The following is a 14,102-nucleotide window of genomic DNA, read 5'->3' on the forward strand; positions in this document are numbered from 1 at the left end:
ATAGGCGCGGACCTGACCTGGGGCAAGGTCGCCCCGGGGCCGGTCCACCGCCCGCGGATCGCGCCCCTTTGCGGCCAAATCAAGTTGGGCGGGGCGGGGTCCGGCCGTTGCGGGGGGTCTCCGCTCGCAAAGACGGTGGCGCGGCGACCGACCGAAGCTGCCCTACGCCCCCCGGAGCGCGCCCGCGATCCTGTCGAGGGCGGGCAGCTTGCGGATCGGGCCGATCGCCGCCAGCGTCGGCGTGCCCCGCAGCATCGCGGCCGCCGCGGCGCGGACGTCCTCGACCGTGACGGCATCGACCTTGTCGATCACCTCCCCGGCGGGAATCACCCGGCCCCAGGCCAGGATCTGGCGGGCGTTGCGCTCGATGCGCCCGCCCGGCGTCTCCAAGGCCGAGAGCAGCGAGACCTTCAGCTGCGCCTTGGCGCGGGCGATCTCGGTGGCGTCGAGGTCGCGGGCCGCCCGAGCGGTGGCCGCCAGGGTCACGTCGACGAGCTCGGGCAGGTCCGCCCCGGCGGTGCCGGCGCCGATTCCGAACAGGCCGCAATCGGAGAAGGGCCAGTGGAAGGCCTGGATCTCGTAGGCGAGGCCGCGGGTCTCGCGCACCTCCTGCCAGAGCCGCGAGGTCAGGCCGCCGCCCAGCACCTGCGCGAACATGTGGAGCGCGTAGTAGCGGTCGTCCCGGAAGGAGAGGCCCGGCAGGCCGATCACCACGTTGGCCTGCTCGAGCTTGCGCGGCATCCGCCGCTCGCCGCCGCCGTAGATTCCCGGCACCGAGGCGGGGGCGGTCTTGGCCGGCAGAGCGCCGAAATGGCGCTCGGCCGCCGCCACGATCGCCTCGTGGGTCACGGCCCCGGCGCCGGCCACGACGATGCGGTCCGGCGTGTATTCCCGGTCGAGATAGGCGCGGATCCCGGCCTCGTCGAAGCTCCGGATCGTCTCGGGCCGCCCGAGGATCGGCCGGCCGACCGGCTGGTCCGGGAAGGCCGCCTCCGTGAAGGCGTCGTAGACCACGTCGTCCGGCGTGTCCTCGACGGCGGCGTATTCCTGCAGGATGACGCCCTTCTCCCGGGCGAGCTCGCCCGCGTCGAACACCGAGTCGGTGAGGATGTCGCCGATCACGTCGAGGGCGAGGCCGGCATCCTCGCCGAGCACCCGGGCGGTGTAGCTGGTGCCCTCCGTGGAGGTGGCGGCGTTGATCTCGCCGCCGACATTCTCGATCTCTTCCGCGATCTTCTGCGCCGACCGGGTGCGGGTGCCCTTGAAGGCCATGTGCTCGATGAGGTGGGACAGGCCCGCCTCGTCGGCGCGCTCGTTGCGCGAGCCGGCGCCGACCCAGACGCCAAGGCTCGCGGTGGCGACCCCGGGCATCGGCTCGGTCACCACCGTCACGCCGTTGTCGAGCCGCGTGGTGCGCAGGGACGGCGAGGCGGCGTGGGTGGAGAAATGCTGGTTCATCGACGCCTCGTCGCGGAGGGGGCCGGATGCGGCGCGGGTCCCCGCTCCCGCACGGGAGAGGGGGCGCGTCGCGTGACGCGCGCCGGGCTCACGCACCCCTCGTGATGCGGGCGCGCTCGCGGATGAGCGCCTCCAGGGCGGCCTGGTCGTTGGCGACCCGGGTCAGGCGCTCGGGCCGGTCCATCAGATCGGCGAGGTGCGGGGGCAGGGCGGGGCGCAGGCCGCCGGTCGCCCGGGCGACCGCGTCCGGGAACTTTGCCGGATGCGCGGTGGCGAGGGCGACGACCGGGGTCGCCGGGTCCCGCTCCAGGAGCCGCCGCCCGGCCCGGACGCCGATGGCGCTGTGGGGATCGAGCACCACGCCGGTGGCGGCCTGGGTCAGGGCGATCTCCGCCATGACGTCGGGCTCCGGCACCGCCACGGCGTCGAACTCCGCCCGCACCGTCGCCAGCACCTCGGGGTTCAGCGAGAACCCGCCGGACTGCTTCAGACCGGCCATCAGCCGCGACAGGGACGCGGCGTCGCGCCCCAGCGCCTCGAACAGCAGCCGCTCGAAGTTCGACGAGATCTGGATGTCCATGGAGGGCGAGGTGGTGGGGACCACGCCGCGCAGCTCGTAGGCGCCGTGCTCCAGGGTCCGCACCAGGATGTCGTTGGCGTTGGTGCCGATCATCAGCCGCTCGACCGGCAGGCCCATCTGCTTGGCGACCCAGCCGGCGAGCACGTCGCCGAAATTGCCGGTCGGCACTGCGAAGGAGACCGGGCGGTGGGGGGAGCCCAGCGCCACAGCGCTGGTGAAGTAGTAGACCGCCTGCGCCGCGACCCGGGCCCAGTTGATCGAGTTGACGCCGGACAGCCGCACCGCGTCGGCGAAATCGGCGTGCTGGAACAGGGCTTTGACGAGGTTCTGGCAATCGTCGAACGTGCCGTCGACGGCCAGCGCGTGGACGTTCTGCGCCGGCACCGAGGTCATCTGCCGCCGCTGCACCTCCGAGACCCGCCCGTGCGGGTAGAGGATGAACACGTCGACCCGGTCGAGGCCGCCGAAGGCCTCCACGGCGGCGGAGCCCGTGTCGCCCGAGGTCGCGCCCACGATGGTGGCGCGGGCGCCGCGCTCGGCCAGGACGTGGTCCATCAGCCGCCCGAGCAGCTGCATCGCCACGTCCTTGAAGGCGAGCGTCGGCCCGTGGAAGAGCTCCAGCAGGAACAGGTTGTCGTCGAGCTGGGTCAGCGGGCAGACCGCCGGGTGGCGGAACGTCGCGTAGGCCGCGTCGATCATCCGGTCGAGGTCCGGCCCGGCGACGTCGCCGTCGATCAGCGGGCGCAGCACCCTTTTGGCGGCCTCCGCGTAGGGCCGGCCCGCCAGGGCGGCGATCTCCGAACGGCCGATCTGCGGCCAGGTCTGCGGCACGTAGAGCCCGCCGTCGCGGGCGAGGCCCGCCAGGAGCGCGTCCGAGAACGAGAGCGGCGCGGCCGCGCCGCGAGTCGAGACGTGGAGCACGGGGTCCTCCGAGGGAAGGCGCCCCCTCTACACGATGCCGGCGGACCTGTCGAAAGCCGAGCGCCGCCGCCCTGGCTGCCGGGCGCGCACGGGGCGGGGCCGGCGGTTTAACCGGGGCTGAACGGGCCGGTTCAGGGCCGGTTGCCCGGCCGCGTCCTAGAGCCGGACCGCCCCGCGGCCCCCGAGCCGCCGGGGCGGATCCCGTCTCGGAGAGAGCCGACATGACCCGAATCATCGCCCTCGCGGGCGTCGCGGCACTGCTGTCCGGCACCGTCGCCTTCGCGCAGGCCCCGCCGCCGCCGCCCGGCGGCCCGAGGCCCGGCCCCGAGGCCGGCGCGCCACCCCCGCCCCCCGGCGACCCGCGCCGCGGTCCCGGCCCGGACGGCCCCCCGCCGCCTCCGCCTCCGCCTCCGCCTCCGCCTCCGCCGTCGCGGGCTGCCCACATCGTGCTGGAGCGCGGCGACGTGCGGGTCGACGTGAAGTGCGCCGACGACGACACGACCAAGGCCTGCGCCGACGTCACCCTGCAGATGCTCGAGAAGCTCGGGACGTTCCGGCCCTGAGCTCGGCCTCCGCGCCCGCCGTGCCGGCGGCGGGCGCCCCTCGGGGGCGCGCTCTCCTGCGCGCTCTCTTGCGCGCGTCCTCAGGCGCGCGTGCCGGGCGCCTTGGTGAGGCGGCAGCCGGTGATGCGCCACTGCCCGTCCGCGTCGCGGGCGAGGCTGTACTCGGCCGTCCAGTCGACGCCGTACTCGTCCTGGATCGCCACCGACTGGACCACGCCCGCCGCGTCCGTGTCCCGCGCCTCGCCGAAGACGAAGCTGCGGTGGCGGTAGACCGGACGGTACTGGTTCCGGACCATGCCGATGAACAGGTCGGCATTCGGGAACAGCTCCCGGATCCCGGGCGCGGCCTGCTCGTAGGCGGTCTGCGCGTCGTCGCGGCCGAGCGCCTGCTCCTGCTTGGCGATGACCGCCCGGGCCGCCGCGCGCCCCGCCTCGTCGGCCGCCACCGGCCCCGCGAGGCCGAGGACGAGGAGCAGGGCGGGCCACGCGCGCATCGCTGTCACTCCGGCAAGGTCAGGCAAGGTCCGGCAGGGTCGGACCGAGATCCGTCATCGTCACGGGAAGATGGTCTTCGCCACGCCCACGACAATGTTTGTGACCCTGCCGACAGTGATCGCCGCACCGTCACCGCATCGTGACCGATCATCGCGCCGCGCGGAAGCGCGGACCGGCGGGAAGGCGCGGCCGGACGGGAAGCGCGCATGGGTTGGGCAGGCATCGCGCCCTGGTTGTGCAAGTCGCTGGAAAGATAGGCATTTTCGCGCCCGACGGGCGCCGCGGGTTTGACCCTCCGCGGCGGTTTTGCGAGCCTCCGCTTGTCGACTCGGTTCCGGCGGGGAACCGACCGGGCGGAGCGCGGGACGACGATGCAGAGCCACGCGGACGACAGCGCCGATGCCCGTCCGGCACCGGCGATGAGTGTCGGGGTGTTCATCCCCATCGGCAACAACGGCTGGCTGCTGTCGGAGAACGCCCCGCAGTACCGCCCGAGCTTCGCGCTCAACAAGGCGATCACCCTGAAGGCGGAGGGCTACGGGCTCGACTTCGCCCTGTCGATGATCAAGCTCCGCGGCTTCGGCGGCAAGACCGAGTTCTGGGACCACAACCTCGAATCCTTCACCCTGATGGCGGGGCTCGCCGCCGTCACCACCCGGATCCGGCTGTTCGCCACCGCGGCGACCCTGTGCCTGCCGCCCGCCATCGTGGCCCGCATGGCCGCGACCATCGACTCGATCTCCGACGGGCGCTTCGGCCTGAACCTCGTCACCGGCTGGCAGAAGCCGGAATACGACCAGATGGGCCTGTGGCCCGGGGATGAGTATTTTGCCAGGCGCTACGACTACCTGGCCGAGTACGCCCAGATCCTGCGCGACCTGTGGGAGACGGGCGCCAGCGACCGCAAGGGCACGTATTTCCAGATGAACGATTGCCGGCTGAGCCCCCGGCCGCAGGCGCCGGTGAAGATCATCTGCGCCGGTCAGAGCGGCGCCGGACTGGCCTTCACGGCCCAGTACGCCGACTACAATTTCTGCTTGGGCAAGGGGCTCAACACGCCGACCGCCTTCGCGCCCGTGGTGGAGACGCTCGCCGAGGCCAGCGCGCGGACCGGGCGGCGGGTGACCGCCTTCGCCCTGTTCATGATCATCGCCGACGAGACCGACGACGCCGCGATGGCGACCTGGGCGCACTACAAGGCGGGCGCGGATGCCGAGGCGATCGCGTGGCTCGGCGTCCAGGGCGCGGCCGACACCAAGTCCGGCAGCGACACCAACGTGCGCCAGCTCGCCGACCCGACCTCGGCGGTGAACCTCAACATGGGCACCCTGGTGGGCAGCTACGCCAGCGTGGCCGCGATGCTCGACGCCGTCATGACCATCGACGGCGTCGAGGGCGTGCTGCTCGTCTTCGACGATTTCCTCAAGGGCCTCGACGATTTCGGGACCCGGATCCAGCCCCTGATGCGGTCGCGCCGGCACGTGACGGCGGCGGCACTGCCCGAGGTCGCCTGATGGACCGCCCGATGGACCGCTCGATGGATTGCCAGATGGATCGCCCCGCCGGATTCCGCGACGCCCAGGGCCGGCACGGCGGCGTCGTCCTGCCGGCCCGCCCGGAGCCGATCGCCCTCGATCCCGCGACCACGGTCCTCATCGTGGTGGACGTCCAGAACGCCTACGCGAGCCCGGGCGGCTACCTCGACCGGGCCGGCTTCGACGTCTCGGGCACCGGCCCGGTGATCGCCCGGATCGCCCGGGCGGTGGCGGCGGCGCGATCCGCCGGCATCCCGGTCCTGTGGTTCCAGAACGGCTGGGACCCGGCCTATGTCGAGGCCGGCGGCCCGGGCTCGCCGAACTGGCACAAATCCAACGCCCTCAAGACGATGCGGCGGAATCCTGAAGCGAACGCGCAGCTCCTCGCCAAGGGATCCTGGGACTACGCGCTGGTGGACGCCCTGAGGCCGGAGCCCGGCGACATCGTGATGGGCAAGCCGCGCTACAGCGGCTTCTACAACACGCCCCTCGACAGCACCCTGCGGGCCCGGGGCGTGACCACGCTGGTCTTCACCGGTATCGCCACCAACGTCTGCGTCGAGTCGACGCTGCGGGACGGGTTCCACCGGGAGTATTTCGGGATCGTGCTGGCCGACGCCACGCACCAGGCGGGGCCGGAGAGCCTGCAGCGCGCGGCGCTCGCCAACATCGAGACCTTCTTCGGCTGGGTCTCGGACGTCGCCGCCTTCGAGGCCGCCCTCGGGGCGTCCTCACACGCCGGCATCGATACATCCGGCGGTACATCCGGCGGTACATCCGGCGGCGATCTGGCCGGATAAGTGCATCGCGCCCCCGGCCGGTGACCGGCAGGGTGCGCGAAGACCGCCGCGACGCGGCCTCCCGCGCGGCCTGCCCGGCCCGGCCGACAGGTCGCGCGCGGGAGGCGCAGGGGAATGCCCAAGCAGGTCGTGATACCGCCGGGGACCGGCAAGCCGCTGGCCCCCTACGTGCCGGGCACCCTGGCCGACGGGATCCTGTACGTCTCGGGCACGCTGCCGCTCGATGCGGAGGCCAACGTGGTCCATGCCGGCGACGCGGCGGCCCAGACCCGCCACGTGCTGGAGACCATCCGGGGTGTGGTCGAGGCCGCGGGCGGCACCATGGACGACGTCACCTTCAACCACGTCTTCCTGGCGGACTGGGCCGACTACGCGGCGATCAACGCCGTCTACGCCGAGTATTTCCCGGGCGAGAAGCCCGCGCGCTACTGCATCCAGTGCGGCCTCGTGAAGCCCGAGGCCCGCGTGGAGATCGCCGCGATCGCCCATATCGGCCGCTGATGGGCCCGCTCCCCCACGCGGTGGCCGGCCGGGCGGGCGGGCGGCCGGTGCTGCTCTCGCCGGGCCTCGGCGGCGCGGCGGGCTACTTCGCGCCGCAGATGGCGGCCCTGACCGCGCGGTTCCGGGTCGTCACCTACGACCATCGCGGCACCGGGCGCTCGCCCGGCCGGCTCGCGCCGGACCACGACGTTCCCGCCATGGCGCGGGACGCGCTCGGGGTGCTGGACGCGGCCGGGATCGACCGGGCCGACGTGGTCGGCCACGCGCTCGGCGGCCTGATCGCCCTCCAGATGGCGCTGGACGCCCCCGGGCGGGTCGGGCGCCTCGTCGTGATCAACGGCTGGGACGCGATGGACCCGGCCACGCGCCGCTGCTTCGCGGCCCGCCGGGCGATCCTGGCCGGGGGCGGGCCGGAGGCCTACGTGCGGGCCCAGGCGATCTTCCTGTACCCGGCCCCCTGGCTCTCCGCGGAGGCCGACCGGGTCGAAGCCGACGCGGCGCAGGCCCTGGCGCATTTCCCCGGCGCCGAGACCGTGCTGACCCGCATCGCCGCCCTGGAGCGCTTCACCATCGCGGACCATCTCGGGGCGATCGGCCACGAGACCCTGGTCATGGCCGCCCGGGACGACGTGCTGGTGCCCTACACCCGGTCCGAGCGGCTGGCGGCGGCGCTGCCCAAGGCCCGGCTCGCCCTCGCCCCGGAGGGCGGCCACGCCCACAGCGTCACCCGGCCCGAGGCCTTCAACCGGGCGCTCCTGGAGTTCCTGGACCGGGACTGAGCGCCCGCTACGCCCGCAGCGCGATCATCGGCAGCACCACCGCGTCGAGGGCGGCGGCCAGCACCGGGAGCAGGGCCGGCCAGCGCAGGGCCGCCGCGGTGCCGATCCGCCCCCGGGCGAAGGCCAGGATCAGCATCGGCGCCAGCGGCAGCAGGTCCCGGGCCTGCATCCCCCCGAGGCCGCCCGCCGGGGCGAGGGCCTGCGGCAGCACCGCCAGCCAGAGGCCGAGCAGCGCGCAGCCCGAGAGCCACAGCCGCTCCGCGCGCGGGGGCAGGGGGCCGCGCCGCAGCGCGACGGGCGGCACCAGCAGCGCGGCGGCCCAGACCCCGGTGAGGAACCCGGGCAGCGGGACGGGCAGGGACACCAATCCGCTCCCCGCCGCGCCGGGGGGCGGAAGCCCGGGGCTCGCGGCCGGCAGCAGGGCCGGCAGGAGCGCCGACAGCAGAGCCGGCAGCAGGGCGAGCGCGGCGAGCGGCAGCCGCTCCCGCCAGGCGCGGACGCGTCGCCCCGGGGGCGGGAACGGCACCAGCAGCATCCCCACGAGGGGCGCGCAGGCCGGCCGCGCCAGCACCACCAGGGCGATCGCCAGCGCCGCGCCGGCGCGGCGCGCCGATCCGTGCCGGCCCGTCATCGGCCGGGGGCTGAGCAGCGCGGCCGCGAGCGCCGCCAGCGCGAGGACGGGCGCGTCCGGTCCGGTGGCGGCCGCGAGCGAGGCCGGGAAGCACAGCAGCGCGAACAGCGCGGCCCGGCCCCGGGTCGCCAGGGCCAGGGCGGCGAGCCCCAGGCCCAGGAACGCCGCGATGCCGGCGAGCCGGCCGCAGACGGCGAGGGCGGACGGGGACTCGCCGGTGAGACCGATCCAGGCCAGCGCGAGGCAGGCCGGGAGGCCGAGGCCCAGGAAGGCAAGGGCCCAGAACCGGCCGTCGCCGGTGACAGGCAGTCTCATGGCCGCGTCCGGGTCGCGCGGGCGGCCGACCCCTGCGCGGCGGGAGCGCGGACAGGGCGCGGCATCGCCGGCCCGCTCAAGCGGCGGGCCGCGCGCGCGCGGCCCGCAGGAGGTCCGGCACGAGCCCCGGCAGCGCCGCGGCCAGGAGGCCCGCCGCCCGCAGGACCTCCGCGGCCTCCCGGGGGGAGCGGCGGGCGAGGGCCAGGGCGAGCCGCAGGGGCACCTGCGCGCCGAAGCTCGCCGCCGCCAGGCCGAGGGCTGTCGCGGCGCCGTGGTGCTTGCCGGCGTAGAGGATCTGGCTGCGCAGGAAGTAGAACAGCCGCCGCGCCCGCACCTGCCGGGTCGTGCCCTGGCCGACATGGCGGGCGACCGCCCCGGCCACGTGCCGCACCGCGAAGCCCGCCGCCCGGGCCCGTTCGCAGAGGTCCGCATCCTCCCAGTAGACGAAGAAGCGCGGGTCGAACCCGCCGAGGCTCCGGAACAGGTCGCGGCGGATCATCAGGAAGGCGCCCATCACCTGGTCGACGGCGCGGTCCTCCGCGTGGTCCCACTCCAGCAGGAAGTGCGGCCGCACGAGGCCGAGGCGGTCCAGCGCCAGGGCGCGGCCGAGGAGGCCCAGCGCCGAGGGCGCCCGGGCGCAGGAGCGCGCGGTCCGCCCGTCCGGGTCGACGAGCCGCGCGCCCACGATCCCGGTCCGCGGGTCGGCCGCCAGGGCGGCCAGGGCCACGCCGAGCGCGTCGGGCGCGACCTGCGTGTCCGGGTTCAGGAACAGGATCGCGGGGGCGTCGCCGGCGGCGGCGCCCTGGTCGCAGGCCCGGCCGAAGCCGAGATTCGCGGTGTTCTGGATCAGCCGGAGCGGGCGGGGCAGGGCGGGCAGGGTCTCGGTGGAGCCGTCCGTCGAGGCGTTGTCCACCACGGTGACCTGCACGGCCGCGGCGTCCCGCGCGGCCGCGAGGCTCGCGAGGCAGGCGCGCAGCAGGCCGCCGCCGTTCCAGTTGACGATCACGACGTCGAGGGCAGGGCGGTCGGTCACGGCAGGTCCCGGGGCAGGTCCCGGGGCGGCCCGAGGCGCCCGAGGGCGCCGTCGCGCGCGGCCGCGAGGAGCCTGAGCAGCACGGCGGGCCGGAAGCCCGAATCCGCCCAGTACAGCCCGGCCTGGAGCGGCAGGTAGGCGGCCTGGGCGAGTTTCCAGCGCGGCGGCACGTGCGGCAGCCGCCACGCGTAGATCGCGTTGCGCAGGTAGGTCGCCATGCGGAACAGGGGCTGGCGCGGCATCGTGATCCCGAAGGCCCGGATCGTCCCGCCGCCGACGCGGTGCGGGATCGCGACGGCGTCGGCTCGGTAGCAGCCGTAGCCGAGGCTCCAGGCACGGAAGCACCATTCGAGCTCGACCCCGTCGATGAAGAAGTCGCCGCGGAACGGCCCGACCCGCGCGAAGGCGTCGAGGTCGACGAGCGAGCCCGAGGTCGCCAGGAACTGCACGGGGGCGAGGCCGTCGCGTGCCGGCGCGCCGGGACGGGGCGGGTAGGCCGGCGCCTTGTGGCCCGGTGCCGGCGCGGGCGCCGGGCCCACCACCGCCGCCGGGATCCCGGCCTCCCGCAGCCGGTCCCGCGCCGCCAGCAGCGCGGCGGCGAGATCCGCGGGCGGCTCGGCGTCCTGGTCGAGGAGGAGGAGGGTCCCGCCCCCCGCGGCGCGGGCGGCCGCCGCGATCCGGTTGAGCGCCTCGGCGATGCCGAGATTCGTGCCCGCCGACAGCAGGGTCACGCCGGCCCGGGCGAGCTGGTCGGCCGTCCCGGCCGGGAGGCCGCCATTGTCGAAGGCGATCACCGCGGCGTCGCCGGCCGAGGCCAGGGCCCGGACGCGCGCCACCTGGTCCGGCCGCGGCCGGAACAGGGTGATCCCGAGGACGAGGCTGCCGAGCCGCGGGTCGGGCACCGGCCGCGTCCCGGTGACGGGTCCGGTGACGGGTCCGGTGACGGGTCCGGTGACGGGCGCGGGACGGCCCGTCACGCCCGCTCCACCGCGGCGGTCGCCGCCTCCAGGGCCGCCGTGATGGCGGCGGCCTGCTCGGCGCTGAGCGGGCCGCGGGCGAGCCGCATCTGCAGGGCGAGCTTCAGCCCCTCCTTGGCGCGCACGACCGAGGGCGGGGGACCGTCGCCCCGGGCGGCCTCGGCCTCGGCCATCCGGGCGAGGATCGCCTCGAGGGTCGGGCGGTTGCCGTCCAGGAAGGCCTGCCCCTCGGGCGTGATCGCGTGCAGCCGCTTGGTGCCCTCCCCGGGGGTCACCGTGACGTGGCCGAGTTCCTCCAGGAGGGTCAGCGTCGGGTAGACGGTCCCGGGGCTCGGGCTGTAGGCGCCGCCGACCCGCTCCTCGATCGCCTTGATGATCTCGTAGCCGTGGCGCGGCTTCTCGGCGATCAGGTGGAGGATGACGAGGCGCAGGTCGCCGTGGGCGAAGAAGCGCGCGAGGTCGCCGCGGCCGCCGCGGCCGAACATCCGGCGGTCGCCGGGACCGCGACCCGGGTGGCCGTGGGGCCCGTGCCGTCCGCGGGGGTCGCCGCCCATCGGCCCGCGATGGGCGCGGACGCGGAAGGCGTCGAAGGGATCGGCGTGCAGGCCGTCCGAGACATAGGGATGCATGGAGACGACTCGATTTCGATATGACGAATTTTCAGATATATCGAAATACGGTCGGCAGCAAGGCCCCTCCGCCGGTCCGCGGCATGACCCGCGGCATGACCCGCGGCATGGCCCGCGGCGCGGACGCCGACGGCGCCCCGCGGTTTACGGATTCGGCCGGTTCCGCTAGTGCGACTTGTGTCCGACAGGACGATCGCTCCCGCGCCGCCTCGCGCCTCCGACGCTGCCCGCCAGCTGCCGCCCATGACCCGATCAGAGCCCCGCGCCTCGACGGCGCCCGCCCGGCGGGCGGCCGATGGATCCCGCGCCCCGTGACGGCCCGCGGCGAACGCCCCTCCGCAGAGTCCTGAGATGCGCCGCGACTCCGACGGGACCGGCCGGATCTCGGCCCTGACGCGGATGCGACGCCGCCTCGGCCGGCTGCGCGACCCGCTGGCCACGCCGGCGGCGCTGCACCGACGCTGGGCGGGCGCGGCGACCGGCGCGGATCTCGAGGCGCGCCTGATCGCCGCCCTGGCCCCGCACTTTGACACGGCGTTCTACGCGAGCTGGTACGGGATCACGGCCGACCCGGTGCGCGACTACCTCGTCCACGGCTGGCGCGCGGGCCGCGACCCGCGCCCCGACTTCGACTCCGCCGCCTACCTCGCCGCCCATCCCCACCTCGCCCGCGCCGGCATCAACCCGCTCCTGCACGCCCTGGCGCGCCGCCGCGCCGGACGTGGCGGGGCCGGCGGGGAGGGGGAGGCGGCCGCCCTGCCCAAGCCCGACACGGCCGAGGCCCACCGCCTCGCCCGCCGCCTCGTCGACGGCGCCTACTATCTCGCCGGCAACCCCGACCTCGCCGCCGCCGGCGTCGACCCGGTCGACCACTACATGGCCTCCGGCTGGCGCGAGGGCCGCGAGCCGGCGCCGCACTTCGACACCCTGGCCTACTGCCTCAGCCGCGGGATCACCTTCGCCACCCGGAACCCGCTGGTCCACTACGTCCTCCACGGCGGACCGGCCCGCCCCGACCCGGAGGCCGCGCTCGCGCTGCGGATCGAGACCCTCGCCCCCTACTTCGACGCCGCCCATTACCGGCAGCGCCTGCCCGGACCGCAGGCCGAGGCGCTGGCCGATGCCTCGGACGCGGCGCTGCTGCGCCACTACGTGGCGGAGGGCTGGCGGGCGCGGATCGGCCCGCGGCCGGACTTCGACCCGGCCGGCTACGTGCAGGCGCGGGCCGGCAGCCGGGCGGTCGCGGACGACCCGTTCTTCCGCTACGTCGCCGAGACCCGGCTCACCGAGGCCGAGCCGTTCGCGGAGCCGCACCGGCTGAACCTGCCGGCGGTGGACGCGGCGTGGTACCGGGCGACCTATCCGGACGTGGGCGGGCGCGAGCCGTTCCTGCACTTCGCCGAGGCGGGCTGGCGGGAGCTGCGCGATCCCGGCCCGGGGCGCTCGACGCTGGCGGCGCTGCTGCGGGTCTGCGGGCTGCGGCCGGCGCGGGCGCCGGTCGAGGACACGGGCTGGCTCGGGGCGATCGGGCAGGAAACCCTCGACCGGGACGCGCTCCTGGACCTGCAGGCGCGGCTGGTGGCGGGGCATTTCGACCACGGCTTCTACCGGGCGCGCTACGGGCTGTCGGAGGCGGAGGACGCGGTGCGCGACTACTGCGACACCGGCTGGCGCGCGGGCCGCAACCCCAGGCCCGACTTCGACGGGCAGGCCTACGCCGACGCGCATCCCGGGATGCGCGAGACGGGCCTCGCGCCCCTCGTCCACCGCCTCGCCACGGCGCTGATGCACGGCACCGACATCGCGGCCGGTGCCTTCCACCCCCGCTACGGCACGCCGGATTCGCGGGAGGCGGCGCTGGCCGACGAGGCCCGGACGGTCGCGCCGTTCTTCGACGCCGCCTTCTACGCCAAGCGCAACCCCGACGCCGCCGGGGCCCCCGGCGGGCCGCTCGCCCACTTCGTCGCCTACGGGCAGCACGAGGGCCGGGACCCGAGCAAGGCCTTCTCGATCGCGTTCTACCGGGAGACCTACGGGCACCTGCTGGGTCCCGGGGAGTCGCCGTTCCTGCACTACGTGCGCACCGGCCGGGCCGCCGGGTTGATGGGCTGCCCCGAGGATCTCGGCACCTACCCGCCCATGGAGGCTCCGGCGGCCGACGAATGGGACCGCCTGCCCCGGGCCCTGCCCATCGCGCAGGCCCGCGTCGTCGTCATCGTCCCCGTCTACAAGGGCCGCGGCGAGACCCTGCGCGCCCTCCACGCCTGCCTGTCGGCGCCCCAGGCCACCCCCTTCACCCTGCTCGCCGTCAACGACCGCTCCCCCGACCCGCAGCTCACCGCGGACCTCGCCGCCCTCGCCGGCCGCGGCCTGTTCCACCTCGTCGAGAACGAGCACAACCTCGGCTTCGTCCGCTCGGTCAACCGCGCCCTCGGCCTGCGCCAGGGCCGCGCCGTCGTCCTGCTCAACTCCGACGCCGAAGTCTTCGGCGACTGGCTCGACCGCCTCGTCGCCCACGCTGAGCCTGAGACAGGACCCTCCGCCGAGCCGCGCCCGCCCGTGGGCAGCGTCACGCCCCTGTCCAACAACGCCACGATCTGCTCCTACCCGCGCTTCAACGCCAACAACACCATGCCGCTCGAGATCGCCCGGCCCGACCTCGACCGCGTGGCCGCGCAGGTCAATCGCGGCCGCGCCGTGCCCGTGCCCACCGGCGTCGGCTTCTGCATGTACATGACCGCCGCCGCCCTCGACGCCGTCGGCGACCTCGACGCCGAGGCCTTCGGCAAGGGCTACGGCGAGGAGAACGACTGGTGCCTGCGCGCCATCAAGGCCGGCTTCGTCAACCTGCTCGCCGAGGACGTGTTCGTCCACCATGCCGGCCA

At 75.2% G+C, this 14,102-nt stretch carries 13 protein-coding genes; 6 read left to right on the forward strand and 7 right to left on the reverse strand.

Annotated elements, in window-relative coordinates:
* Window positions 1-162: 162 nt before the first annotated feature.
* Together H288_RS0114730 and thrC are read right to left on the reverse strand one after the other, a co-directional pair.
* Window positions 163-1,458: a pitrilysin family protein gene (locus H288_RS0114730; RefSeq protein ID WP_020093346.1), complete on the reverse strand. Its 1,296-nt coding sequence runs from the start codon at window positions 1,456-1,458 to the stop codon at window positions 163-165.
* Window positions 1,459-1,546: 88 nt separating this feature from the next.
* On the reverse strand, window positions 1,547-2,959 hold the full coding sequence (gene thrC / locus H288_RS0114735) for a threonine synthase (RefSeq protein WP_020093347.1): 1,413 nt from the start codon (window positions 2,957-2,959) through the stop codon (window positions 1,547-1,549).
* A 221-nt stretch (window positions 2,960-3,180) separates the two neighbouring features.
* On the opposite strand from thrC, the gene H288_RS0114740 reads away from it, so the two are divergent.
* Window positions 3,181-3,522 carry a hypothetical protein gene (locus H288_RS0114740; RefSeq protein ID WP_020093348.1) on the forward strand — a complete coding sequence of 114 codons (342 nt, stop codon included), beginning with the start codon at window positions 3,181-3,183 and terminating at the stop codon, window positions 3,520-3,522.
* Window positions 3,523-3,602: 80 nt separating this feature from the next.
* Here H288_RS0114740 and H288_RS0114745 read toward each other — a convergent pair whose 3' ends face one another.
* Complete coding sequence (locus tag H288_RS0114745; protein WP_020093349.1) at window positions 3,603-4,016, reverse strand: DUF4864 domain-containing protein; 414 nt, start codon at window positions 4,014-4,016, stop codon at window positions 3,603-3,605.
* 420 nt (window positions 4,017-4,436) lie between these two features.
* Between H288_RS0114745 and rutA the strand changes: the two genes are divergently transcribed.
* The 4 genes from rutA (at window position 4,437) to rutD (ending at window position 7,632) form a co-directional block, all read left to right on the forward strand.
* On the forward strand, window positions 4,437-5,531 hold the full coding sequence (gene rutA / locus H288_RS0114750; RefSeq protein ID WP_026604959.1) for a pyrimidine utilization protein A: 1,095 nt from the start codon (window positions 4,437-4,439) through the stop codon (window positions 5,529-5,531).
* Between the two features lie 23 nt (window positions 5,532-5,554).
* A complete protein-coding gene (gene rutB / locus H288_RS32410; protein ID WP_280806656.1) occupies window positions 5,555-6,352 on the forward strand; it encodes a pyrimidine utilization protein B in 798 nt (265 codons plus the stop codon).
* 114 nt (window positions 6,353-6,466) lie between these two features.
* Entirely contained in the window at window positions 6,467-6,853 is a 387-nt protein-coding gene (gene rutC, locus H288_RS0114760) for a pyrimidine utilization protein C (protein WP_020093352.1), read from the forward strand.
* A complete protein-coding gene (gene rutD / locus H288_RS0114765) occupies window positions 6,850-7,632 on the forward strand; it encodes a pyrimidine utilization protein D (protein WP_199778768.1) in 783 nt (260 codons plus the stop codon). Before rutC ends, rutD begins: the two co-directional genes overlap by 4 nt.
* 7 nt (window positions 7,633-7,639) lie before the next feature.
* On the opposite strand, the gene H288_RS0114770 is transcribed toward rutD, so the two are convergent.
* The 4 genes from H288_RS0114770 to H288_RS0114785 all read right to left on the reverse strand — a co-directional run bounded on the left by H288_RS0114770 (window position 7,640) and on the right by H288_RS0114785 (window position 11,217).
* Window positions 7,640-8,578: a hypothetical protein gene (locus H288_RS0114770; RefSeq protein WP_020093354.1), complete on the reverse strand. Its 939-nt coding sequence runs from the start codon at window positions 8,576-8,578 to the stop codon at window positions 7,640-7,642.
* A 76-nt stretch (window positions 8,579-8,654) separates the two neighbouring features.
* Window positions 8,655-9,611 (reverse strand): glycosyltransferase family 2 protein, encoded by a 957-nt coding sequence (locus tag H288_RS0114775; protein WP_020093355.1) that lies wholly within the window; start codon window positions 9,609-9,611, stop codon window positions 8,655-8,657.
* Window positions 9,608-10,588 (reverse strand): glycosyltransferase family 2 protein, encoded by a 981-nt coding sequence (locus H288_RS0114780; RefSeq protein WP_020093356.1) that lies wholly within the window; start codon window positions 10,586-10,588, stop codon window positions 9,608-9,610. Before H288_RS0114780 ends, H288_RS0114775 begins: the two co-directional genes overlap by 4 nt.
* Complete coding sequence (locus H288_RS0114785; RefSeq protein WP_020093357.1) at window positions 10,585-11,217, reverse strand: PadR family transcriptional regulator; 633 nt, start codon at window positions 11,215-11,217, stop codon at window positions 10,585-10,587. Before H288_RS0114785 ends, H288_RS0114780 begins: the two co-directional genes overlap by 4 nt.
* A gap of 351 nt (window positions 11,218-11,568) precedes the next feature.
* Between H288_RS0114785 and H288_RS32415 the strand changes: the two genes are divergently transcribed.
* Window positions 11,569-14,102, forward strand: a 2,534-nt coding sequence (locus H288_RS32415; RefSeq protein WP_020093358.1) for a glycosyltransferase, incomplete at its 3' end; no start/stop codon positions are given.

This window comes from Methylobacterium sp. 285MFTsu5.1 (assembly GCF_000383455.1).
In the GTDB taxonomy this organism is placed as follows: Bacteria; Pseudomonadota; Alphaproteobacteria; order Rhizobiales; family Beijerinckiaceae; genus Methylobacterium.

Bases quoted from the DNA above. Each gene is read 5' to 3' on its own strand.
- H288_RS0114770 (WP_020093354.1), bottom strand. From the start codon at position 8,578: ATGAGACTGCCTGTCACCGGCGACGGCCGGTTCTGGGCCCTTGCCTTC.
- rutB (WP_280806656.1), top strand. From the start codon at position 5,555: ATGGATTGCCAGATGGATCGCCCCGCCGGATTCCGCGACGCCCAGGGC.
- H288_RS0114745 (WP_020093349.1), bottom strand. From the start codon at position 4,016: ATGCGCGCGTGGCCCGCCCTGCTCCTCGTCCTCGGCCTCGCGGGGCCG.
- rutC (WP_020093352.1), top strand. From the start codon at position 6,467: ATGCCCAAGCAGGTCGTGATACCGCCGGGGACCGGCAAGCCGCTGGCC.
- H288_RS0114785 (WP_020093357.1), bottom strand. From the start codon at position 11,217: ATGCATCCCTATGTCTCGGACGGCCTGCACGCCGATCCCTTCGACGCC.
- H288_RS0114740 (WP_020093348.1), top strand. From the start codon at position 3,181: ATGACCCGAATCATCGCCCTCGCGGGCGTCGCGGCACTGCTGTCCGGC.
- rutA (WP_026604959.1), top strand. From the start codon at position 4,437: ATGAGTGTCGGGGTGTTCATCCCCATCGGCAACAACGGCTGGCTGCTG.
- H288_RS0114730 (WP_020093346.1), bottom strand. From the start codon at position 1,458: ATGAACCAGCATTTCTCCACCCACGCCGCCTCGCCGTCCCTGCGCACC.